General features: G+C 68.5%; 23 protein-coding genes and 1 CRISPR repeat array. Of the genes, 10 read left to right on the forward strand and 13 right to left on the reverse strand.

Features of this window, described 5'->3' with window-relative positions; translation table 11 throughout:
* Positions 1–13 precede the first annotated feature (13 nt).
* On the reverse strand, positions 14–298 hold the full coding sequence (locus D458_RS0129250) for a hypothetical protein (RefSeq protein ID WP_017590270.1): 285 nt from the start codon (positions 296–298) through the stop codon (positions 14–16).
* 439 nt (positions 299–737) lie between these two features.
* Here D458_RS0129250 and D458_RS0129255 point away from each other — a divergent pair, with 439 nt between their 5' ends.
* Positions 738–1460: a response regulator gene (locus D458_RS0129255; RefSeq protein WP_017590271.1), complete on the forward strand. Its 723-nt coding sequence runs from the start codon at positions 738–740 to the stop codon at positions 1458–1460.
* Between the two features lie 130 nt (positions 1461–1590).
* Here the strand turns inward: D458_RS0129255 and D458_RS0129260 are convergent, their stop codons facing one another.
* Positions 1591–2967 (reverse strand): aspartate aminotransferase family protein, encoded by a 1377-nt coding sequence (locus tag D458_RS0129260; protein WP_017590272.1) that lies wholly within the window; start codon positions 2965–2967, stop codon positions 1591–1593.
* Between the two features lie 240 nt (positions 2968–3207).
* Between D458_RS0129260 and D458_RS0129265 the strand changes: the two genes are divergently transcribed.
* The 6 genes from D458_RS0129265 to D458_RS0129290 all read left to right on the forward strand — a co-directional run bounded on the left by D458_RS0129265 (position 3208) and on the right by D458_RS0129290 (position 10531).
* Positions 3208–4656: a gamma-aminobutyraldehyde dehydrogenase gene (locus tag D458_RS0129265; protein WP_017590273.1), complete on the forward strand. Its 1449-nt coding sequence runs from the start codon at positions 3208–3210 to the stop codon at positions 4654–4656.
* Between the two features lie 36 nt (positions 4657–4692).
* Complete coding sequence (locus D458_RS0129270) at positions 4693–5880, forward strand: ABC transporter ATP-binding protein (protein ID WP_017590274.1); 1188 nt, start codon at positions 4693–4695, stop codon at positions 5878–5880.
* A gap of 91 nt (positions 5881–5971) precedes the next feature.
* Positions 5972–7246, forward strand: coding sequence for a polyamine ABC transporter substrate-binding protein (locus tag D458_RS0129275; RefSeq protein ID WP_017590275.1), 1275 nt, complete (start codon positions 5972–5974; stop codon positions 7244–7246).
* Between the two features lie 57 nt (positions 7247–7303).
* Positions 7304–8158, forward strand: coding sequence for an ABC transporter permease (locus tag D458_RS0129280; protein ID WP_017590276.1), 855 nt, complete (start codon positions 7304–7306; stop codon positions 8156–8158).
* Positions 8158–9018 (forward strand): ABC transporter permease, encoded by an 861-nt coding sequence (locus tag D458_RS0129285; RefSeq protein WP_017590277.1) that lies wholly within the window; start codon positions 8158–8160, stop codon positions 9016–9018. Before D458_RS0129280 ends, D458_RS0129285 begins: the two co-directional genes overlap by 1 nt.
* 88 nt (positions 9019–9106) lie before the next feature.
* Positions 9107–10531: an NAD(P)/FAD-dependent oxidoreductase gene (locus D458_RS0129290; protein ID WP_026119799.1), complete on the forward strand. Its 1425-nt coding sequence runs from the start codon at positions 9107–9109 to the stop codon at positions 10529–10531.
* A 553-nt stretch (positions 10532–11084) separates the two neighbouring features.
* A CRISPR array of direct repeats spans positions 11085–11601; the repeat unit is 29 nt; unit sequence CTGCTCCCCGCGCACGCGGGGATGGACCC.
* A gap of 166 nt (positions 11602–11767) precedes the next feature.
* Here the strand turns inward: D458_RS0129290 and D458_RS0129295 are convergent.
* From D458_RS0129295 to D458_RS35905, 6 genes are all read right to left on the reverse strand, one after another.
* Positions 11768–12787, reverse strand: a complete 1020-nt coding sequence (locus tag D458_RS0129295; RefSeq protein ID WP_017590279.1) for a Fic family protein — start codon at positions 12785–12787, stop codon at positions 11768–11770.
* Positions 12788–13067: 280 nt separating this feature from the next.
* Positions 13068–13373 (reverse strand): site-specific integrase, encoded by a 306-nt coding sequence (locus D458_RS0129300; protein WP_338037036.1) that lies wholly within the window; start codon positions 13371–13373, stop codon positions 13068–13070.
* Positions 13374–13513: 140 nt separating this feature from the next.
* Positions 13514–13810 (reverse strand): hypothetical protein, encoded by a 297-nt coding sequence (locus tag D458_RS37785; protein WP_017590281.1) that lies wholly within the window; start codon positions 13808–13810, stop codon positions 13514–13516.
* A 224-nt stretch (positions 13811–14034) separates the two neighbouring features.
* Positions 14035–14559 (reverse strand): ATP-binding protein, encoded by a 525-nt coding sequence (locus tag D458_RS0129310; RefSeq protein WP_017590282.1) that lies wholly within the window; start codon positions 14557–14559, stop codon positions 14035–14037.
* 137 nt (positions 14560–14696) lie between these two features.
* Positions 14697–15218 (reverse strand): hypothetical protein, encoded by a 522-nt coding sequence (locus tag D458_RS0129315; protein WP_017590283.1) that lies wholly within the window; start codon positions 15216–15218, stop codon positions 14697–14699.
* Positions 15218–15475, reverse strand: a complete 258-nt coding sequence (locus D458_RS35905) for a hypothetical protein (RefSeq protein ID WP_083936464.1) — start codon at positions 15473–15475, stop codon at positions 15218–15220. The genes D458_RS0129315 and D458_RS35905 overlap by 1 nt, the downstream gene beginning before the upstream one ends.
* Positions 15476–15680: 205 nt before the next feature.
* Between D458_RS35905 and D458_RS0129320 the strand changes: the two genes are divergently transcribed.
* The 3 genes from D458_RS0129320 to D458_RS0129330 all read left to right on the forward strand — a co-directional run bounded on the left by D458_RS0129320 (position 15681) and on the right by D458_RS0129330 (position 17182).
* Positions 15681–16529 carry a helix-turn-helix domain-containing protein gene (locus D458_RS0129320; RefSeq protein ID WP_026119800.1) on the forward strand — a complete coding sequence of 283 codons (849 nt, stop codon included), beginning with the start codon at positions 15681–15683 and terminating at the stop codon, positions 16527–16529.
* Positions 16530–16539: 10 nt separating this feature from the next.
* Positions 16540–16728: a DUF397 domain-containing protein gene (locus tag D458_RS0129325; protein WP_017590285.1), complete on the forward strand. Its 189-nt coding sequence runs from the start codon at positions 16540–16542 to the stop codon at positions 16726–16728.
* 211 nt (positions 16729–16939) lie between these two features.
* Positions 16940–17182: a DUF397 domain-containing protein gene (locus tag D458_RS0129330; RefSeq protein ID WP_017590286.1), complete on the forward strand. Its 243-nt coding sequence runs from the start codon at positions 16940–16942 to the stop codon at positions 17180–17182.
* A gap of 93 nt (positions 17183–17275) precedes the next feature.
* Here D458_RS0129330 and D458_RS0129335 read toward each other — a convergent pair whose 3' ends face one another.
* The 5 genes from D458_RS0129335 to D458_RS0129355 all read right to left on the reverse strand — a co-directional run bounded on the left by D458_RS0129335 (position 17276) and on the right by D458_RS0129355 (position 20976).
* Complete coding sequence (locus D458_RS0129335; protein WP_017590287.1) at positions 17276–18865, reverse strand: polyamine aminopropyltransferase; 1590 nt, start codon at positions 18863–18865, stop codon at positions 17276–17278.
* A 99-nt stretch (positions 18866–18964) separates the two neighbouring features.
* The gene (locus D458_RS0129340; RefSeq protein WP_017590288.1) at positions 18965–19393 is read right to left on the reverse strand and encodes a DUF350 domain-containing protein; all 429 of its coding nucleotides are present in this window, start codon (positions 19391–19393) and stop codon (positions 18965–18967) included.
* Positions 19394–19469: 76 nt separating this feature from the next.
* Positions 19470–19844, reverse strand: a complete 375-nt coding sequence (locus D458_RS0129345; protein WP_017590289.1) for a hypothetical protein — start codon at positions 19842–19844, stop codon at positions 19470–19472.
* Positions 19845–19856: 12 nt separating this feature from the next.
* On the reverse strand, positions 19857–20369 hold the full coding sequence (locus D458_RS0129350; protein ID WP_017590290.1) for a DUF2617 family protein: 513 nt from the start codon (positions 20367–20369) through the stop codon (positions 19857–19859).
* 7 nt (positions 20370–20376) lie between these two features.
* Positions 20377–20976 carry a DUF4178 domain-containing protein gene (locus D458_RS0129355; protein ID WP_017590291.1) on the reverse strand — a complete coding sequence of 200 codons (600 nt, stop codon included), beginning with the start codon at positions 20974–20976 and terminating at the stop codon, positions 20377–20379.
* Position 20977 lies beyond the last annotated feature (1 nt).

The following is a 20977-nucleotide window of genomic DNA, read 5'->3' on the forward strand; positions in this document are numbered from 1 at the left end:
GCGGGGGCACGGGTCAGCGTCCGCCGGGGCGGGTGAGGGCGAGGGCCACCTGGCGCCAGTCCACGTCACCGAGGCCGTCGGAGCGCAGGTCCTCCACGACGGCCTTGAGGGTGCGCAGGTCCTCGTCGTCCGTGACGGGGACGGTGCCGTCCCGGTGGTCGCGGACCAGTCCGACCACGTAGCCGCGCAGGTGTTCCCAGCCCTGGTGGGCGCACTTCCTGGCCTGGCTGTGCCAACGCGCGTCGTGCGGGATCCAGGCGGCGATCACCTCGGTCGGTTCCGGGGTGGGCGGTGGCATCAGGGGCGGCCCTCCACGGTGGGCGGGAGCAGCCGAACGCTGAGGGTGCGTTGGCAGTTCCGACACTTCTGGTTGACGCCGCCGTTCCAGCTTCCGCAGTAGTTGCAGTACACGGGAAACCTTTCTTGTCGGGCCTGACCTTTGAGGTTAAAGGGGAAGGGGTGGCTTCATGAGGTGTTTCACGGGAGAAGTGGCCCGAGTTCGGTACTCGCTCACCCGGTGGCCGCCCCGGAGGCCTACCGGGCGGGCTCCGTGGGCGGGCCCGTCGGGGGAAAATTCCAAGCACATACCATTCTCTGACCACTTATGGGAGAGTGGGGGCAGCCTCGCTGCAGGAGGACGTGACGGTGGTCTTCCCCTTTCGTCAGAATTTCGGTCACGTCCTCGTCGGGAGGAACTGGACACCCGATATTCCGGTTTATACGTAAGAGGAGTTCTGGTGAGCCCTCACCCCCCGTCCCCCGTACAGCTGACCTACGCGCCCGAGGAGGAGTCCGCCCCGGCCGCGCCCATCCGGGTGCTGGTGGTGGACGACCACGCGCTGTTCCGGCGGGGATTGGTTTCGGTCCTGAACGACGAGACCGATATCGACGTGGTCGACGAGGCCGGGGACGGCGACGAGGCGGTGGAGCTGGCCACCCGGCTGCGCCCCGACGTGGTGCTGATGGACGTGATGATGCCGAACTCCACCGGCATCGAGGCCTGCGCCCGCATCCGCGCGGCGGTCCCCGAGGTCAAGTTCGTCATGCTGACCATGAGCGAGGACGAGGACGACCTGTTCGAGGCGCTCAAGGCGGGGGCCACCGGCTACCTGCTCAAGGAGATCGCGGTCACCGACATCGCCCGCGCGGTCCGCGCCATCGCCGAGGGGCAGTCCTTCATCAACCCGGCGATGGCCGTCAAGCTCATCGGTGAGTTCGCGGAACTGGCGAAACAGGAGAAGACCCCGAAGGCCGCACCCGCCATCCCCGAACTCACCCCCCGGGAGACCGAGGTGCTCAAACTCCTGGCGCGGTCCCTGAACAACCGGGAGATCGGCGAGCGCCTGTTCATCACCGAGAACACGGTGAAGAACCACGTCCGCAACATCCTGGAGAAGCTCCAGGTCCACTCCCGCACCGAGGCCGCCATCTACGCGGTCCGCGCCGAGTACATCACCTAGCTCCCGGACACGGCCCGCCCACGGGGGCGGGCCGGCCCCCGGTGAACGGCTGAGGGCCCGCCGCCCCGAACGGGACGGCGGGCCCTCCCTGGCTGTCCGCCCAGGTCTGGTGGTCCGTGCGGATCCGGGCCTAGAGCTTCGCCCAGGCCTCGGTGAGGACCTTGCGCAGGATGCGTTCGATCTCGTCGAAGTGCTCGGGGCCGCAGGTCAGCGGCGGCGACAGCTGGATCACCGGCTCGCCGCGGTCGTCGGCCCGGCAGACCAGCCCCGCCTCGAACAGGGCCGAGGAGATGAACCCCTTCAGAAGGGTCTTGGACTCCTCGGCGGAGAAGGACTCCTTGGTCTCCTTGTCCTTGACCAGCTCGATGCCGTAGAAGAAGCCGTCGCCGCGGACGTCACCGACGATGGGCAGGTCCAGCAGCCGCTCCAGGGTTGCCCGGAAGACGGGTCCGTTCGAGCGGACGTTGTCCAGGACGGCCTCGCTCTCGAACAGGTCGAGGTTGGCCAGCGCCGCCGCGGCCGCCACGGGGTGGCCGGCGAAGGTGATGCCGTGCAGGAACGCGACACCCTCCTCCTTGAAGGGCTCCATGAGCTTCTCGCGGGCGATCACCCCGCCCAGCGGTACGTATCCGCTGGTGGCTCCCTTGGCGAAGGTGATCATGTCGGGCAGGTAGCCGTACCTGGTCGCACCGAAGTACTCACCCAGCCGCCCGAACGCGCAGATGACCTCGTCGGAGACCATCAGGACGCCGTGGCGGTCGCAGATCTCGCGCACACGCTGGAGGTAGCCGGGCGGCGGCGGGAAGCAGCCGCCGGAGTTCTGGACCGGCTCGACGTACACGGCCGCGATGGTCTCGGGGTCGTTCTGGAGGATGGCCTCCTCGATCTGGTCCGCGGCCCAGCGGCCGAACGCCTCCAGGTCGTCGGAGTGCACGGGCGCCCGGTAGAAGTTGGTGTTCGGCACCTGGATGGTGCTCGGGACCAGCGGCTCGAAGGGGCTCTTGATCGCCTGGAGTCCGGTGATGGACAGGGCTCCCAGGCTGGTCCCGTGGTAGGCGATGTTGCGGCTGATCACCTTGTGCCGGGTGGGCTGGCCGATCGCCTTGAAGTACTGGCGGGCCAGCTTCCACGCCGACTCCACGGCCTCGGAGCCGCTGCCGGTGAAGAACACCCGGTTGAGGTCGCCCGGTGCCAGTTCGGCCAGGCGGTCGGCGAGCTCGACGGCCCGGGGGTGGGCGTAGGTCCAGATCGGGAAGTAGGCCAGTTCGCGGGCCTGTTCGGCGATGGCGTCGGCGATCTCGGTGCGCCCGTGCCCCAGCTGGGACACGAACAGCCCGGACAGTCCGTCCAGATAGCGGTTTCCGTGGTCGTCGTAGACGTACTCACCCTCGCCACGGGTGATCACCGGGACCTCGGCGTTGTCGTAGGCGGCCATTTCCGTGAAGTGCATCCACAGGTGGTCCTTGGCGGCCCGTTGCAGGTTCTCCGAGTTCAGACGCGGTTCCACTTCGGCTCTCCGAGTTCTCTGGGTGGTACGGGAGGCAGGCATGGGGACCGGGGGCGGTCACCACGTACCCTACGCGCCCTACTCAATAGAAATAGTCGCATCCATGGGGCTTCTGTCAAGTATCCGTCGAGTAATCCAATCTTCACAACGGAATCCCTTGAAGTCCCTGGAAGGGGGTGGCAATGTGACCCAACACACCCACCAGCGCGCTCCGGCGCGCCCGAACTCAGGGGAGCCGCCGTGACCCAAGGGCCCGAGACCGACCACCTCCGCAACTTCGTCAACGGCGGGTACGCCGACACCGCGCAGGGCCGTCGGAGCGAACTCGTCGACCCGGCCACGGGGCGGGTCTTCGCCACCGCTCCCGTCTCCGGCCCCGAGGACGTCGACGCCGCCTTCCGGGCCGCACGGAGGGCCTTCGACGACGGCTGGCGCGACTGGACACCCGCCGAACGCCAGATCGCGCTCAACAGGTTCGCCGACGCCGTCGAGGCCCGCGCCGACGAGCTCGTCGCCGCCGAGGTCCGCAACTGCGGCAAGCCGATCGGCCTCACCAGGTCCGAGGAGATCGGCCAGGTCCTCGACGCCCTCCGCTTCTTCGCCGGGGCCACCCGGAACCTGGAGGGCCGCGCCGCGGGCGAGTACCTGCGCGACCACACCTCCTGGATCCGCCGCGAGCCCCTCGGCGTGGTCGGCCAGATCACCCCCTGGAACTACCCGATGGCCATGGCGGCCTGGAAGATCGGCCCCGCCCTCGCCGCCGGGAACACGATCGTCCTCAAGCCCTCGGACACCACCCCGGTCTCCACGCTCCTCCTCGCCGAGATCGCCGCCGAGTTCCTGCCCCCGGGCGTGTTCAACGTGGTCTGCGGCGACCGCGACACCGGCCGCGCCCTCGTCGACCACCCGATCCCGGCGCTGATCTCCCTCACCGGTTCCACCCGGGCCGGGTTCGAGGTCGCCCAGGCCGGGTCCCGCGACCTCAAGCGCCTCCACCTCGAACTCGGCGGCAAGGCGCCCGTGATCGTCTTCGACGACGCCGACGTTGAACAGGCTGCCGCGGGGATCGCCGAGGCCGGCTACTTCAACGCGGGCCAGGACTGCACCGCCGCCACCCGCATCCTCGCCGCCCCCGGCATCCACGACGACCTCGCCGCCGCCCTCGCCGAGCAGGCCCGCGGCACCGTCACCGCCGGGCCGGACAACCCCGACGCCGCCTACGGTCCGGTCAACAACGCGAACCAGCTGGCCCGCGTCACCGGGTTCCTGGAGCGCGTCCCCGACCACGCCGAGATCCTCACCGGCGGAACCAGGGTCGGCGACGAGGGCTTCTTCTACGCGCCCACGGTCGTGTCCGGTCTGCGCCAGGGCGACGAACTGGTCACCGACGAGATCTTCGGCCCGGTCCTGACCGTCCAGCGCTTCACCGACGAGGACACCGCCGTGGCCTGGGCCAACGCGGTCGAGTACGGCCTCGCCTCCAGCGTCTGGACCAAGGACCACGCACGCGCCCTGCGGGTCTCGCGCCGCCTCGACTTCGGCTGCGTGTGGATCAACACCCACATCCCCGTCACGGCCGAGATGCCGCACGGCGGCTTCAAGCACTCCGGCTACGGCAAGGACCTGTCGACGTACTCGTTCGAGGAGTACACCCGGGTCAAGCACGTCATGAGCTACATCGGTTCCTGACCGGAGCCCACCCACCAGAACCGACAGGAACACCCCATGGTCACGACAGCGAACAGCAGCACAGAGGAGCCCGCGGTGACGGCCCAGGACGCGTCGGCCCAGGACTCGCCGAACCCCTCGGAGCAGGGCCCGGAGATCAGCCTGGAGCGGGTCGTCAAGGCCTACCGGACCGGCTCGGACACCGTCCGCGCGGTCGGCGGCGTCGACCTGGAGATCGCCCGCGGCGAGTTCTTCTCACTGCTGGGCCCCTCCGGATGCGGCAAGACCACCACCATGCGGATGATCGCCGGGTTCGAGGAACCCACCGAGGGTGTCGTGCGCCTGTCCGGCCGGGACGTCACCGGCGTCCCGGCCAACCGACGCGACGTCAACATGGTCTTCCAGAGCTACGCGCTCTTCCCCCACATGACGGTCGAGGCCAACGTCGCCTTCGGCCTGGAGCGCAAGCGGGTCCCGAAGGCGGAGATCCGCCGCAGGGTGGGGGAGATGCTCGAACTCGTCGAGCTGGGCCACCGCGCCAAGCACCGCCCGGCCCAGCTCTCCGGCGGACAGCAGCAGCGGGTCGCCCTGGCCCGGGCCCTGGTCAACGAGCCCGGCGCCCTCCTGCTCGACGAACCCCTCGGCGCGCTGGACCTCAAGCTCCGCCAGTCCATGCAGGTCGAGCTCAAGCGCATCCAGCGCGAGGTCGGCATCACCTTCGTCTACGTCACCCACGACCAGGGCGAGGCCCTGACCATGTCCGACCGGGTCGCGGTGATGAACAACGGCCTCGTGGAGCAGCTGGGCACCCCGGCCGAGATCTACGAGCGCCCCGCCACCCGGTTCGTCGCCGACTTCATCGGCACCAGCAACCTGCTCACCGGCACGATCGGTGCCGCCGACGCCGCCGGCCACCACCGGGTCGAGCTGGGCCACGACCTCACCGCCCTGGTCGCCGAACTCCCCAAAGGGCTCTCGGCCGGGGACCGGGCCCACCTGACCGTCCGCCCGGAGAAGGTCCGGATCGGCCTGGAACGGCCCGGGGGCGACCTCAGCATCCTGCCCGGCACCGTCGCCGAGACCGTCTACATGGGCTCGGCCACGCACTACCAGGTGTCCCTGGCCAACGGGGCCGAGGTGACCGTCTACCAACAGAACTCCTCGGACTCCACCCTGGTCGCCGGCCGCGGCGAGGCGGTCTGGCTCTCCTGGGCTCCGCGCCACTCGTACGCGCTGCCCGTCTGAGCCCGCCCCGCGCCCTTCCGCCGACCCCGGCCCGGCCACTCCCCGCCCCGACGACCGGCAGACCCCCACACCCGAAGTAGGGAACGACGACATGAACCACCCCTCGCGAGCGCACCTGAACCCGGCCCTCCTGCGCGGCCTCACCAGGGCCCGGCGCACCGGCCCCGGCCTGCCCGCGCTGCCCGGCCTCTCCCGTCGCCGCACCCTCCAGGCCGGCGGCGCCGCTGCCGCCGCGCTCGCCCTGTCCGCCTGCGGTGTCGGCGGCCAGCAGCGCGACCCGGAGGCCGACGCCGACTACTGGGCGGACAAGGAGGAGACGGGCTCGCTGCGCTGGGCCAACTGGCCCCTGTACATGGACCCCGAGCGCACCCAGCTCGCGCAGTTCAAGGAGTCCACCGGCACCGACGTGGAGTACCACGAGGACGTCCAGGAGGCGGCGTCGTTCTTCGGGCAGATCCAGCCCAAGCTCGCCAACGGGGACGACATCGGCTACGACCTGATGACCCTCCCCAACGGCTTCGAGTTCAGCAAGCTCGTGGAGCTCGGCTACGTGGTCCAGCTCGACCACGCGCGGCTGCCCAACTTCGCGGAGCACGCGGGCGAGGTCTACAAGAACAGCGCCTACGACCCGGGCAACAAGTACAGCGTCCCCTACACCTCGGGCATCACCGGGATCGCCTACAACGCGGACTACGTCGACCGTGAGATCACCAGCATCGCCGACCTGTGGGACACCGCCTTCGAAGGCAAGGTCGGTATGTTCGCCGACCCGCAGGAGATCGCCAACTTCGGCCTCCTCCTCAACGGGGTCGACCCGGCCGACTCCACCAGGGAGGACTGGGAGGCCGCGGCCGAGAAGCTCCGGGAGCAGCGCGAGTCCGGGGTGGTGCGCGCCTACTACGACCAGGACTTCATCCAGCCGCTCACCAACGGCGACCTGTGGCTCACCATGGCCTGGTCCGGCGACATCTACCAGCAGAACGCCGAGGAGGGCACGAACCTGAAGTTCGTCATCCCCGAGGAGGGCGCCACCCTCTGGACCGACAACCTGCTGATCCCCTTCACCTCGCGGGCCCCGGTCGACGCGATCAAGCTCATGGACTTCCTCTACGACCCCGAGATCGCCACCGGGCTGACCGAGTACATCAGCTACATCCCGCCGGTCCCGAACGCCCAGGAGGTCATGGCCGAGTGGGCCGACGCCGAGGACGACGGCGAGCGCGCCGAGGCCCTCAGGGAGCTGGCGGAGAGCAACCTGGTCTTCCCCGAGGAGAGCGACTACCAGCGGCTCCACAACTACGTCGCCCTGGAGACCGACCAGCAGGACGAGTTCTCCTCGATCTTCCAGGCCATCACCCAGAGCTGACCCACGTCTCTGACCGACCCGGAGCTGACCCCTCCCGACCGATCCCGAGCTGATCCCATGAGAAACCGCACGACGACGCCCTACGTCCTGGTCCTCCCGGCGTGGATCTGGCTGGCGCTGTTCTTCGTGGTCCCCATCGGCGGGATGCTGTCGTTGTCGCTGACCACGGGAAACGTGGTCACCGGCTTCCAGCAGACCTTCGAGGTGGGCAACTACGTCACGGCCGTCAGCACCTACTGGGAGCAGATCCTGCGCTCCCTGTTCTACGGTGCGTGCGCCACGCTGCTCTGCATCGCCGTGGGCTACCCCATGGCCTACTGGATCGCCTTCCGCGCCGGACCGCACAAGTCCACGTACCTGCTGCTGATCCTGCTGCCGTTCTTCGTGTCGTTCGTGCTCCGCACGATCTCCTGGCGGTTCCTGCTGGCCGACAACGGCGTCGTCCTGGGGTCGCTGAAGTCGGTCGGGCTGGTCCCCGCCGACCTCCAGCTGCTCAACTCCGCCCCGGCGGTGGTCATGGGACTGGCCTACAACTTCCTGCCGTTCATGGTGCTGCCGATCTACGCGGTCCTCGAACGGATGGACCCGCGCCTGGTGGAGGCCGCGCACGACCTCTACGCCGGCCGGTTCCAGGCCTTCGTCCGCGTGATCCTGCCGGTGTCCCTGCCCGGGGTGTTCGCGGGGGTGCTGATGACCTTCATCCCCACCAGCGCCGACTACGTCAACGCCTCGGTGCTGGGCGGCACCCACAACACGATGATCGGCAACGTCATTCAGACGCAGTACCTGGTCAACAACAACTACCCGATCGCCGCGTCGATCACCTTCGTCCTCATGGGGCTGCTGCTCGCGGGCATCTTCAGCTACGCGCGCGCCCTGGGCACGGAGCGGGTCATGGAGGTGCACACCTGATGAGCGTCCGACTCGGCACGGAACCACCCTCCGCACCCCCACCGCCCCCGGCCCGGCTCGGCGGCACCGGGCGCACGCGCGGCCCCCGGCGCCGGATCGACTGGGGCCGCTACTACACCTGGCTGGTCCTGGCCTGGCTGTTCACACCCATCGTGTTCATGGTGGCGTTCAGCTTCAACGACCCCGCGGGCAAGCACAACATCACCTGGCAGGGCTTCACCTTCAAGTGGTACGCCAACGCCTTCGCGCACCCCACGCTCAACGAGGCGATGTTCAACTCCGTGAGCATCGCGCTGCTGAGCATGCTGATCGCGGGCGCGCTCGGCAGCCTGCTCGGGCTGGCGCTGGGCCGGTTCTCGTTCCGCGGAAAGCAGCTCACCAACCTGGTGATGTTCTCCGCGATCAGCGCCCCCGAGGTGGTGCTCGGCGCCGCCCTGCTGTCCACGTTCCTGATGATGAACGTGACCACCGGCTACTGGACGACCGTCGTCGCGCACGTGATGTTCTGCGTGTCCTTCGTGGCCATCACCGTGCGGGCGCGGGTGATCACCCTGGACCCGGCGCTGGAGGAGGCCGCCCGCGACCTCGGGGCGGGGCCGTTCACCACGTTCCGACTGGTCACCCTGCCCATGCTCTTCCCCGCGATCATGGCGGGCGGGCTGCTGGCCTTCGCCCTGTCCATCGACGACTACATCATCACGACCTTCGTCAGCGGCGACGTCACCACGTTCCCGCTGTGGGTCTGGGGCGCCACGCGGGTCGGTATCCCGCCGCAGGTCAACGTGATGGGCACACTGCTGTTCGGGGTCGGGCTGATCATGGCGGTGGTCAACGTCGTCATGGCCAACCGCCGCAGGTGAACCCCGGCGGGGATTCCCGACTCCCATGACACAAGCACCGGCCGCCGGACCCGGCGGCCGGTCGATCGACGAGAGACGAGTGAGAGCCATGGCCGACAGCACGCGCGCCGATGCGGCACGGGCCCTGGAAGGAGCACGCCCGCGGGTGTTCTGGCTGGACCCCGACATCCCCGGGCACGACGTCCCCGAACCCGCTCCGGCGCTGGTCGGCGACGTGCACGCGGACCTGGCCGTGGTCGGGGCGGGTTTCAGCGGGCTGTGGGCGGCGCTCATCGCCAAGGAGCGCGACCCCGACCGGGACGTGGTCCTGGTGGAGGCCCGCACCACCGGCTGGGCGGCCTCGGGCCGCAACGGCGGCTTCTGCGCGGCCAGCCTGACCCACGGCTACGACAACGGGGCCGAGCGCTGGCCGGAGGAGATCGAGGAACTCGAACGCCAAGGCGCGGCCAACCTCGACGCCATCGAGGAGACCGTCCGCAGGTACGGCATCGACTGCGAGTTCGAGCGCACCGGCGAGACCCTCGTGGCCACCGAGCCCTGGCAGGCCGAGTGGTTCGAGGAGGCGGCCGCGGCCCAGCGGGCCAAGGGCCAGAAGGTCCAGGTGTGGGACGCCGAGGAGGTGCGCCGACGGATCGACTCGCCCACCTACGTGGGCGGGTACCACGAGTCCGACGGCGTCGCGATGATCCACCCCGCCAAGCTCGCCTGGGGTCTGCGCGCGGTGTGCGAGCGGCTCGGTGTGCGGATCTTCGAGAACACCCCCGTGCGCGCCATCAGCTCGGTGCCCGCCGGGCTGCGCCTGGAGACCCGGTCGGGGACGCTGCACGCGCGCAGGGTGGCCTGGGGCGGCGGGGCCTTCCCAGGTCCGCTGCGCCGGCTCAAGCACTACCTGGCGCCGGTCTACGACTACGCGCTGATGACCGAACCGCTCACCGACGAGCAGATGGCCTCCGTCGGCTGGGAGGGCCGCCAGGGGGTTTCGGACTCCGCGAACTTCTTCCACTACTACCGGCTCACCGCGGACAACCGCATCCTGTGGGGCGGTTACGACATCGTGCACCACTACGGCGGCAAGGTGCGCCCCGAGTACGAGCAGCGGCCGGAGACCTTCCAGAAGCTGGCCGAGCACTTCCTGGAGACCTTCCCGCAGTTGAGGGGGATCCGCTTCGGGCACACCTGGGGCGGGGTCATCGACACGTGCAGCCGCTTCTCGGTGTTCTTCGGTGACGCCTACGGCGGGCGGCTGGCCTACGCCGCCGGGTACACCGGTTTGGGCGTGGGCGCCACCCGGTTCGGGGCGCAGGTGATGCTGGACAAGCTGGACGGCCTGGACACCGAGCGCACGAGGTTGCGGATGGTCAGGGAGAAGCCGCTTCCGTTCCCGCCGGAGCCGGTCCGTTCCCTGGGTATCGAGCTCACCCTGCGGGCCACGGCCGCCGCCGACCGCAACGGGGGACGGCGCAACCTGTGGCTGCGGGGCCTGGACGCGGTGGGCATGGGTTTCGACAGCTGACCGGCTTCGGAGATTCGGGGCGGGTCCGATCCGGCCACTCGGGCACACCCGACCGGAAACCGGCTGTTTCCGGCAAGGATCGGTAATGCTGTGCCAAGGGTTGCCATGTGGGGCGATGCGGACGGCGTGGCGTACGCGCAGGTCATCCGGCCGGGGTGAGTATGGGCAGCGGGCCGCGGGGGAGTTACCGAAGGTGACCCAGCTCCTCCCGCGGGCCGACCCTCCTCACCCGAACCCACCGCGTGGCCGCCCACTGGCCCAAATTTCAAGGCCGCGCGGTGTTTGCTCCGAACGGCGCCCGTGCCCCGGCACGGGCGCCGTTCGCGTTCACCCGAGGGTCTCGCGCGGGGTCCGGCAGTGAGAGGACAGCGTGCTCTCCAGGCCTGGGGGAGGGGTGTTCCTCGGCGCCTTCTTTTTCCTGGCAAGGGAGCAGTAGGTTGGGGTTGAAGGTTGATTGAGGGTGACCATTTTGGGTGATTTGTCTTCGGTGTCCGAGTGTCAACAACGTGCAGATTTTGGCCTCTTGGCGATCTAGACCCGCAGGTCACCGAGACTGCTCCCCGCGCACGCGGGGATGGACCTGTCAGTGGTAGTGGTCGCCGCTCTGCTGATGGCTGCTCCCCGCGCACGCGGGGATGGACCCCCCCACTACGGCCCCCGCCACCACGGCGGGGGCTGCTCCCCGCGCACGCGGGGATGGACCCGAGGTCGCCGAAGGCCGGCGCACCTCCAAGGCCTGCTCCCCGCGCACGCGGGGATGGACCCGGCGCGTCTTCACGTTCTAGAAGGTGCTCGAGCTGCTCCCCGCGCACGCGGGGATGGACCCTTCTTCGCCGCTGACGAGGACTCGGTAATTCCCTGCTCCCCGCGCACGCGGGGATGGACCCGCCAGATCGGCCGAGTCGGAGCGCACCCGGAACTGCTCCCCGCGCACGCGGGGATGGACCCGCAACGACAAGGAGGGCGGCGACAAGAAGGCGCTGCTCCCCGCGCACGCGGGGATGGACCCCACCAGTCACCCCCCGTACTTTCCGGATAGTTCTGCTCCCCGCGCAGGCGGGGATGGACCCGGGTACAGGTGAGGGAGCGTGCCTGCAGACTCTTCTTCAGGGTTGAGGAACATCGGAACAGGATCCGGCGCTTAGCGCGGGTTTCCGTTCCGATGTTCCTCAACCCCTGACACGTAGGCGTGGTCGACCGTCGGTCGAACTGGTCGACACGGCCCCGGCTGTGGGGTCAACGGGGACGTCCCTTGCGCTTGTGCTTTGACTTTCGGTAAGCGTCCAGGGCCTTCCGCGAGCTCTGCCATGTTCCATCGCGGCTCTGGAAGGCCTCCAACCGTCCGCGCTGCGCGGCCTGACGCAACGCGGCCAGCGAGAACTCCTCATTGACGAGCGCGGCGAGCGGGACCATGCGTGCGGGCCCCGCCACGTTGGGCACGATGAACCGTTCAAGGTTGTCGATCATCGCACGCGCGATCAACTCCCCCAACGAACCAGGGTCCCCGGCATCGGCTCGTTCCATCGCGGTCAGGTACGTGGGGCGCTGCCGCTTGAGGATGATGACCGGGGGATACCCCAGGCGAACCAGGATGAGGTTGAGCACCAACCGCCCCGTGCGCCCGTTGCCGTCGATGAAGGGGTGAATCTGCTCGAAGGTGTTGTGGAGCAGGGCGAGCTTCTCCGGCAGGGGCTCGCGGTCCTTGGTGCTGGCGCTCTCGAGTTCCAACCGACGGACCTGGCTGATCCAGTCGTCCATACCAGCGGGAACAAGAGGCCACTGAGGCGGAGTCATACCGGCCGAGAACGGGCGGATGTCGTGTTCACGGAAGTTGCCCGGTCCCTCCCGGTCGGTGGCGTCCGGATGGGGCGCCACATCCCACACCGGTGTCATGGCGAGCTGGTGGATGTGCCGGACCTCGCCGATGGTCAGCAGCCGGCCGTCGTGCCACTCGCCTGGTTCCAGCGCCTGCCGGTAGACCCAGCGAGCCGCGTCGGCGTAGCCGCGGACCTCGGTGTACTCCTTCAACGGCTTGGCGCCCACCGCGCGCCCTTGGTCCAGCAGAGCTTCGACCTCGCGCAGGACGAGCGTGTTGCCCTCCAACGCCGTCGAGTGGTGCGCTTCAAGATGCCAGATGTCGTCCCAGACAGCCCTGGCCTCGCGTGGATCGGGCAGGCCTCCGTACCGTTGCAGGTCCTCAATGGCCTTCTCGAGCCGTTGGTAGACGGTGGCCCGGCTCGGCCTTCCTCGTCCCACGCGGCACCCTTCTTAAGTTGATAAGCCCTGGCCTCAGCGAAATGAACTTATCAAAAGTGGGTGGTGCAAGGCCCCCGTTTCTCCTGACTGGCGGGGAATTTGAGGCCATCGTGCTTGTGGCCGTACCGGTCGATGCCACGTGTCCAGCAGCCTCACCTGCCCCGGCGGCTTCAGCGGTTCCGGGGCAGGTGAAGATCACCCTGCCCGCTCACCAGGTCGACGGCACGAACTGGAGGTCGAAGAACATCGGAACAGGATTTAGCGATAGACCTCCGAGCTCTCACCGGTCGGTGGTGAGCGCCTCCAGGGCACGGGTCTTGTCGGCCTCGCTCGGCAGGGCGTAGCGGCGGGTGGTGTTCAAATCAGCGTGGCCCATCAGTTCGGCCACCAGGACCACGTCGACCGGTGCGGCGACGAGGTCGCCGCGGCCTCGCACGAGGTCGGTGCCGAAGGTGTGGCGCAGCACGTGCGGGCCGAACGCCTCCCCGTCGTCGGCTGGCCCGATCCCCGCTGCGGCGCCCAAGGCGGTGACCACTCTGTTGGCGGCTCGGGTGGACAGGCCGGCGCTGTCGCGGTTGTGGATCAGTGGGCCCGCGGGGTTTGTGGGTTTGGCGGAGCTTGGGCGTCACCCGCTCCCCTTGGCGCTGGCGGGCGCTTCCTGCGAGTGCCCCCTGACGGCTGTCAGGGGGCCTTCCTTCCTTTTTGCACGCTGTGCTGTGACTGCGGTTAGAGCGGGAACTCGACCTGGAAGACTGCCTCGCCGAGCGTCTCGGCCTGGGAGTGCGCGAAGAGCAAGACGGCGCTGATGGCCATGGCGGGCCAGGCCCACCACCGGCGCGGCGCACGGTGGCGACCCCGAGCGGTGCTGGTCGGGGCCGTGGGCGAGGTCCCGATAGCTTCCCGGGCCTGCGGTGCCTGTCGAACCCTCTGTTCGGCCTGTTCCTGGCGCTGTCGGGTGACCTCGGTCCAGTGCGGGACCGCGTGGTGCTGGAGCCTGTAGGCCAGGCGGGGGTCGCCTTCCATCTGGCGCAGCAGCCGTTCCTGGCGGGATCGGTGGGATTCGGGCGGAGTGGCTGGCGGGTGGGAGTGCGGACCCCAGAGTTCGATCAGGGTCGTCTGTTGCTGCTGGGGTCGGTGAGGCCCGGGCGGGGCAGCCGACTGGCGGTTGCTGCCGGGGCGGGAGAAGCGGTGGCCCCGGGGTGCGGCCAGCCTCTGGCGCACTCCGGAACTCACCTGGCTGGGGCCGGTCACCGGTTGGCCTCGGGGAGGTTGAACTCGGCCCAGATCACGGTGCCCAGACCCTGGCAGAAGGGGAAGTCGATCACCGATCGAGTACCCCAGCTGTCGGCGAGGCGGTCGATGAGCATCAGGCCCCGGCCGCGCTCGGCGTGGGCCCACTCCTCCAGGGTGTGCTGGGGGGTCTGCGGGTCCTGGAACTCGGTGGTGTCGGTGCGCATGCCGTCGTCGATGATCGCGACCTGGAGGGTGGTGGCGGTGGGCATGTGCAGGGTGCGGACGACGCGGCCTTCGGTGTCCTGGCCGGAGCGGGAGTGGTCGACGGAGTTCGAAAACATCTCGCTGGCGCAGAACACCATGTTCTCGCTGGTCTCCTGGTCCATTCCGGACAGGCGGTGCAGGTCGGCGGTCAGATCCGTGCGCACCCAGGAGGTCTGGGCCAGGTCACCGGGGTAGAGGCGCGAGGGCCAGCGGCGTCCGGCGAAGGGTTCTGTGGAGGTGTGGAGCGGGGGGCGCACGTGCGGCAGACTGGTCATGTCGGCAACTCGCTTTCTGTTGAAACGGGTGTTGGTTGTCGGCCTGCTCTGGGGGTGTTGGCGCACCCGCCAGAGCTTTTTCATGAGTACTGAAGGCCAAAAGGCGGACGCACTGGGTCTTGAGGGCGAACCGGGTTCTAGGAGTCGGGCGAGGAGCTGAGGCCCAGGAGTCGGCGGCCGAGCAGGCGCAGGAGTTCGTGGCGGGTGGGCGCGGTGATCCGCTCGAAGGGGTCGCCCTCACCCGTCCAGCCGATCGGGCGCCGGGCGACGTAGGTCTCGTGGGGCGAGGCGCCCTCGATGGTCAGGTTCCAGTGCCGGTAGAGGAGCGGGCACAGGATGTGCTCGGGGATGGGCAGCTCGTCCTCGCAGGCGGAGGCGTTCATCTGCGAGGAAAACGGCATGCGCGCCCCGTCACCGCCGACCGCCTTGAGCGCGTGGGGCGGGTTGGGGTGCTCGGCGATGGCCTGGTTGACGAGGTCGGTGGCCAGCTCGCAGTCCCGTTCCTCGCGGGTGATGCGCAGCGCTTCCCGGATCAGGGGGAGCCGGTTCCGGAGGGTGTGGGCGTGCCACTCGGCCAGCTGTGCGGGGGTCAGGTGCGCGGGCGGTTGCAGGGCTTCCTCGGCGACGGTGAGCAGGTCGTCGGTGTAGATGTCGAGCATCAGAGCCCCACCCCCAGCCGGCGCAGCCCCGCCAGAAGCAGCTGAAGGATGTGCAGGGGTGCGGAGTCCAGCGGCCGACGGGGCATCGGGATCCGTGGCGGGCGGGGAGAGCACAACGGCTGTCCCGAGCTCAGGGTTCGGTGAGCAGGGGCGTAGCTGCGTACGCGGCGGGCCCGGCGGGGGCGGCGGCGACGCATCGCCTCGGAGGCCGACCAGCGCACATGCGCCAGTTCGGACAAGTTGAGGTAGCGCGGCATAGGTGCACTCCTGGTGCTCAAGTGCCAGGTGGGAAGCCCAGCGTGGGAATGAGTAAGCTCAGAGAATCATGAAATCCTCAGGGTTTCAATAAAACTAGATTTTTAGATACACAGGGTGTGAGGAATTCATCCTGTCTGTAACTGGATGCCCGAATCGCCGACCAGCCGTAACATCCTGAGAGACACCACCCCCAGGAGAGAGCCCATGTCTGACCCATCACGCCCGAGCGTTCGCAGGCGACGACTCTCGGAGGAGCTTCGCCGCTACCGGAACGCAGCGGGCATGACCCTGGACGATGCGGCAGCCGCTACCGAATGGAGCGTCGGCAAGGTCTCCAACATCGAGACCGGTGTCCGGCTTCGGCCCAGCGTGGTCGAGGTGCGAGCCTTGCTCGACGTCTACGAGGTGACCGACGAACAGCGCCGCCAGGCCCTCTTCGCGATCACTCGGCAGGCAGGCAAGAAGGGCTGGTGGACCAAGTACAGTGACGTCTTCCCAGACGAGTTCCCCGTTCTGGAGTCCGACGCCACAGCGATCAGCACTTACGAACCGATGATCATCCCGGGGCTACTGCAGACACCGGGTTACGTAGAGCTTCTGACCCGCTCAGGGAATCTGGTCCGAGACCCGGTCGACATTCTGCGTGTGGTCGATGCGCGACGCCGTCGACAGGAAATTCTCGCCCGCGCGGACGGGCCCGACCTGTGGGCGGTCATCGACGCGGGCGCGGTTGAGCGACTGCGCTCTATACCTGAGGTGTGCCGTGAACAGGTCAGCCACCTGGCTGATATGGCAGACAACGGCGACGGAATCACGGTCCAGGTGGTCCCGTTCAGCGCGGGAATCCACGCTGGAGCCAAGGGCAGCTTCGTTCTGATGGACTTCGCTGCAGCGGATCCGGTGGTGTACCTCGAAATGGATCAGGACGGCCTCTTTCTGGAGGAGCCAGACGAAGTCACTCGGTACCGAAACCTTTTCAACCACCTCGTGAGCAGGTCACTCAACGTCGACGAGAGCGTCGCCTACCTGCGCGAGATAGCCAAAGCACCCTGAGAGAGCACCCGTGAACCTCATTCCCAACCCCGACGTCCTTGATTTCCGCACGTCCAGCTACAGCGACCGAAGTAACTGTGTCGCCGTCGCCGACGTTCCCGGGGGCGCTGTGGTCCGCGACTCCAAGCACCCTGAGCGCGGCTACCTGCCGTTCTCCGGCCCGGAGTGGGTCGCGCTGCTGCGCACCACGCGATCGTAGGCACAACAGAAGGGAGCCCCCGCAGCGGCGAGGGCTCCCTTTGCTCATTCCCGCGAACACTGTACCCCCGGCATCCCGGCGCGGGAAGCAGACGTCGTTGGCCGTAGACGGCCAGGGGTTCGGGACTTTTTCCTCTGAACTCGGGGTGCAGCTCTGGGCAGGAGTGCGGATGAGTCAGTCAGTGCTCCCACTCCCAGAGAAGGACTCAGGCATGCATGTCCCCATCGAAGAGCTCACCTTCTACAAGTCCAGCTACAGCGACCGGAGTGACTGCGTCGAGGTGGCGCGGTTCCGGAAGTCCTCGTATAGCAGCGGCCGACAGGAGAACTGCGTCGAGGTGGCTGATCTGCCCACCGGGGTAGCCATCCGTGACACCCAGAACCGGGAGGCGGGCCACCTGTCCTTCTCCGCCTTCGAGTGGTCCGCGCTGTTGAAGACCGAGGCCGGTCGCTAACGGCTCCAAGCGACTCCAAGAACAGAGGACCCCCACCAGGCAATCGAGTTCTGGTGGGGGTCCCCTGCATTTCCGCTCGAATCAGTACCCCCGTCAGTACCCTCGCCAGGCCTGGCGGTCCTGGTGGTAGCCGATGATCTTCGGGACCATCATCGTCGAGGCCTCCACCTCGCCCTCCTGGCGGTCGATCGGGAACACCAGCGCGGCCCGCAACAGGTCGTCGTCCAGGAAACGCAGTTCGGGAGCGTCCTCCGGCAGCGTCAGCTCCGGGGCGCCGCCCGGCTCACTCTCGGACACCCCCAGGTAGAAACCCCAGTTCCCGAAGGTGGGCACGTCCACGTTGTACGGGGTGACCTCGATCCCGGCCTCCCTCAGGGAGTGGCCCACACTCCAGTAGGCGTTCGGGGCGAAGAACGGCGAACCGGCCTGCACCACCACCCGGCCCTCCGGTTCCAGGGCCTGCTCCAACAGCGCGTAGAACTCGATCGTGTACAGCTTCGAGGTGCCCACGTCGGTACCGTCCGGCAGGTCGGCGATGACCACGTCGAAGTTGTCCGGGTTGTCGCGCAGCCACTGGAAGGCGTCGGCGTTGACCACCTCCACCCTCGGGTCCTGGAAGGAGTCGTCGTTGAGTTCGCGGATCACCTGGTTCGTGGAGGCCAGCTCGATGACGGCCGGGTCCAGGTCCACGAGGGTCACCGACTCGACGTCGTCGTAGCGCAGCAGTTCCCGGATGGCCAGACCGTCGCCGCCGCCCAGCACCAGCACGTCCTCGCGCGGTCCGTCCATCGCGGGGTGGATGAGCGACTCGTGGTACCGGTACTCGTCCAGGGTGGAGAACTGCAGGTCCCCGTTGAGGAACATGCGCACGTCCCGGCCGTCCAGGGACTGGGTGAGCACGATCTCCTGGTACTCGCTGCGCTCGGCGTACGCGATCGGGTCCCGGTACATGGCCTGCCGGGCGTCCACCTCGAAGGTCTCGGCGTAGTAGTAGGCCAGGCCCAGCACGGTGACGATGAACGCCAGCCCCACGCTCAGACCCGCGTAGGCCTTCCTGGTCAGGTCCGTACGGAACAGCCACAGAACCACGGCCACACCGATGACCGCGTTCAGCACGCCCACCATCACGGCGCCCTTGGGCAGCCCCAGCAGCGGCAGCAGCAGGAACGGGAAGGCCAGGCCGCCGATCAGGCCGCCCACGTAGTCGGCGGCGAACAGGTCCGCGACCGCCTCGGAGGCCTCCTGCTTGCGGATGCGCTGGATGAGCGTCATCAGCAGCGGGATCTCGATGCCGATCAGCGTGCCGATGACGAACGCCAGCAGCACCAGCGTGGGCTGGTAGGCGGCGGCGGACAGCCAGGCGAAGGACCCGTACAGCAGCAGGACGGACAGGCCGCCGATCAGTGACAGCAGGCCCTCAACGACGGCGAACGACAGCGCCGGCCGGGCCTGGTACCGCTTGGACAGCAGCGAACCCACACCCATGGCGAACACCATCACGGACAGGACCACCGAGGCCTGGGTGATGGTGTCGCCGAGCAGGTAGCTGCCGATCGCGACGAGTGCCAGCTCGTACACCAGGCCGCAGGCGGCGCAGATGAACACCGCCAGCAGAACGAAGAACCGGGCCGCACGCGGCGGAACCGGGAGTCGGGGCCGCGCGTGGGCCGTGGTCTCGCTCAAGGTACTGCTTTCTCGAGGAACGATGAGGGTGGCCCACGGGTCCGTGCGGACACGGTGGACCTGCCGGGACGGGGCACCTGGCCCCGGACCCCGGGCGCCCTAGGAGATGGCCGCTGCCACGACCAGGGCGATGGAGACGTGTGCGGTCGCGCTGACCCACGTCGCCGGGTGCCATTCGTTGTTGCTGATCATGTGGCTGACCTTGCCCGGGGTCATCAGGTCGATCAGCAGGAAGGACAGGGCCATGACGACCAGGCCGATGAGGCCGAAGACCGTCGCGGACAGCAGTCCGGGGACCAGGCCCAGCTCCGAGTAGCTGGACAGGATCGCGGAGACGACCACGATCGACGCCCCGAGGGTGTTCGCGGACACCAGCAGGATCGCGTTCGGATTGCGGTCCTCCCAGATCAGCTTGTGCAGCTTGCCGGGGGTGAGCAGGTCGGTGATCAGGTAGCCGAGGAGCATGATGACCGTGCCGACCACGCCGTAACCCAGGGCGTAGAGGGAGCTGGTGAGGATCTCGTTCATGGCCTTGTCCGTGTAGGAGTGCTTCGGGTGTCAGGGGGTTGGACTGCGAGAACAGTCCCGCCCCCTGACCGGCAGACTACTTGCCGAAGCCCGAACCCCCGCCGCGGTTGTCGCTTCCGCTGCCGCCGCTGTTGGAGTTGTTGTTGCCTCCACCGCCGAAGCCGCCGAAGAAGAAGAAACCGCCACCGCCACCGCTGCGGCCGTTGTCGCAGTCGTCGGTCGGTGTCGCGCTGGGCGTGGGTGTGGGTGTGCTTCCGGAGGCCGAGGTCGTCGAGTTCGACGTGCCGGACGTGCTCGACGTACTGGAAGTGGCGCTGTCACTCGGCTCGCAGTCAGCGTTGTTGCTGCCGCCCGAACACGCCGAGAGCAGGACCAGCAGCGCCGTGGCGCCGCCGATCGCGGCGATCTTGTGTCGTGGAGCGCGTGCTCCTCGGATCTTGGTCGTGGCCATCTCGGCCTCCTCTTAGAGGGTCAGGGTTGTGGTCGTCGTCACCAGTTCGTCGCTCTGCGGGTAGGCGTGCCAGGTACGCCAGCGCAGCGACGCCTCGCTGCCAGAGGTCAGGTGCAGCGCGGTGATCGCCAGCGGATCACCGGGGAAGGCGACGAGCAGCCCGCCGGGTGAGTCGGAGGTCTCGTCGTGGATCTCCGTCACCCGCCGGGCCAGTTCGGCGCGAGGCAGCGACTCGACGACGGAGTCGAAGCGGTAGTCGCCCACCCCAGGCAGGGGGTGCTCGGCGTTGCCGGGTAGCCCGCCGGGAACCCCCGGCAGACAGGCGACCGTCTCCACCAGCTCCCCGCCGTCGGACGCGGGCCGCAGGACCACCTGGTGCGAGGCGCCGAGCACCCGGAGCTCGACCTCGAGACCCGGCACCGTGACGGTGCGGGTGGCGAGGGGTTCGACCAACGGGTGGCTCAGGGTCCAGACCAGGTCGTCGGCCTTGGTGTCGACGAAGGGGGCGCTGATGCTCGCGCGCATGTGGGCATCAGCTCCCGGGGAAGATCGTGAAGGTGCCGGCGTGGATCTTCTCGCCGGTGCTGACTTCCCAGCTTCCGTGGTCGAAGCGCTCGAAGGCGAGCAGCTTGCCGTCGGCGGACTCGTAGTCCGCGTAGTCCATGCCGCCCTCGGCCTTGAGGCCGGTGGTGCCCTCGGACCGGTAGGAACCGGAGCCCTTCTCCTCGAGCTTGTAGGTGACGCCCTCGAGCTCGATGCTCTTGCCCTGGGGGACCATCGTCAGGTCCGGGCGGCCGGTCCACAGGGCGAGTTCGACGTCCGGGTCCTCCTCGACCGAGAGCCAGCGCTTGCCGCCCTCGACCTCGAGGAAGTGCTCGGACCAGACGTAGCCGCCCTCGGACAGGCGCAGGGTGCCCCGGATCCAGGTGCGCTCGGTACCCCAGTCGATCATGTCGCCCGCCTTGATGTTGCGCGGGTCACCGGCGGTGTCCGTGGTGGAGGGGCCGGCGAAGGGGTCCTGGGGCGGCGGGGGCGCGGTGTCCTGCTTACGCGCGGCCGAGCGCTGTTTGTAGATCAGGACTCCGATCACGATCCCAACGATGAGAATCAGTAGCAGAAGGAGTTCGATCACC

Source organism: Nocardiopsis ganjiahuensis DSM 45031, assembly GCF_000341085.1.
Classification (GTDB): Bacteria; Actinomycetota; Actinomycetes; order Streptosporangiales; family Streptosporangiaceae; genus Nocardiopsis; species Nocardiopsis ganjiahuensis.

What these genes read in the sequence shown, in the direction of transcription:
- D458_RS0129270 (WP_017590274.1), top strand. Translation starts at nt 4,693, where the DNA reads ATGGTCACGACAGCGAACAGCAGCACAGAGGAGCCCGCGGTGACGGCC.
- D458_RS0129330 (WP_017590286.1), top strand. Translation starts at nt 16,940, where the DNA reads ATGCATGTCCCCATCGAAGAGCTCACCTTCTACAAGTCCAGCTACAGC.
- D458_RS0129275 (WP_017590275.1), top strand. Translation starts at nt 5,972, where the DNA reads ATGAACCACCCCTCGCGAGCGCACCTGAACCCGGCCCTCCTGCGCGGC.
- D458_RS37785 (WP_017590281.1), bottom strand. Translation starts at nt 13,810, where the DNA reads ATGGAAGGCGACCCCCGCCTGGCCTACAGGCTCCAGCACCACGCGGTC.
- D458_RS0129320 (WP_026119800.1), top strand. Translation starts at nt 15,681, where the DNA reads ATGTCTGACCCATCACGCCCGAGCGTTCGCAGGCGACGACTCTCGGAG.
- D458_RS0129340 (WP_017590288.1), bottom strand. Translation starts at nt 19,393, where the DNA reads ATGAACGAGATCCTCACCAGCTCCCTCTACGCCCTGGGTTACGGCGTG.
- D458_RS0129315 (WP_017590283.1), bottom strand. Translation starts at nt 15,218, where the DNA reads ATGCTCGACATCTACACCGACGACCTGCTCACCGTCGCCGAGGAAGCC.
- D458_RS0129285 (WP_017590277.1), top strand. Translation starts at nt 8,158, where the DNA reads ATGAGCGTCCGACTCGGCACGGAACCACCCTCCGCACCCCCACCGCCC.
- D458_RS0129350 (WP_017590290.1), bottom strand. Translation starts at nt 20,369, where the DNA reads ATGCGCGCGAGCATCAGCGCCCCCTTCGTCGACACCAAGGCCGACGAC.
- D458_RS0129290 (WP_026119799.1), top strand. Translation starts at nt 9,107, where the DNA reads ATGGCCGACAGCACGCGCGCCGATGCGGCACGGGCCCTGGAAGGAGCA.
- D458_RS35905 (WP_083936464.1), bottom strand. Translation starts at nt 15,475, where the DNA reads ATGCCGCGCTACCTCAACTTGTCCGAACTGGCGCATGTGCGCTGGTCG.
- D458_RS0129280 (WP_017590276.1), top strand. Translation starts at nt 7,304, where the DNA reads ATGAGAAACCGCACGACGACGCCCTACGTCCTGGTCCTCCCGGCGTGG.
- D458_RS0129310 (WP_017590282.1), bottom strand. Translation starts at nt 14,559, where the DNA reads ATGACCAGTCTGCCGCACGTGCGCCCCCCGCTCCACACCTCCACAGAA.
- D458_RS0129250 (WP_017590270.1), bottom strand. Translation starts at nt 298, where the DNA reads ATGCCACCGCCCACCCCGGAACCGACCGAGGTGATCGCCGCCTGGATC.
- D458_RS0129345 (WP_017590289.1), bottom strand. Translation starts at nt 19,844, where the DNA reads ATGGCCACGACCAAGATCCGAGGAGCACGCGCTCCACGACACAAGATC.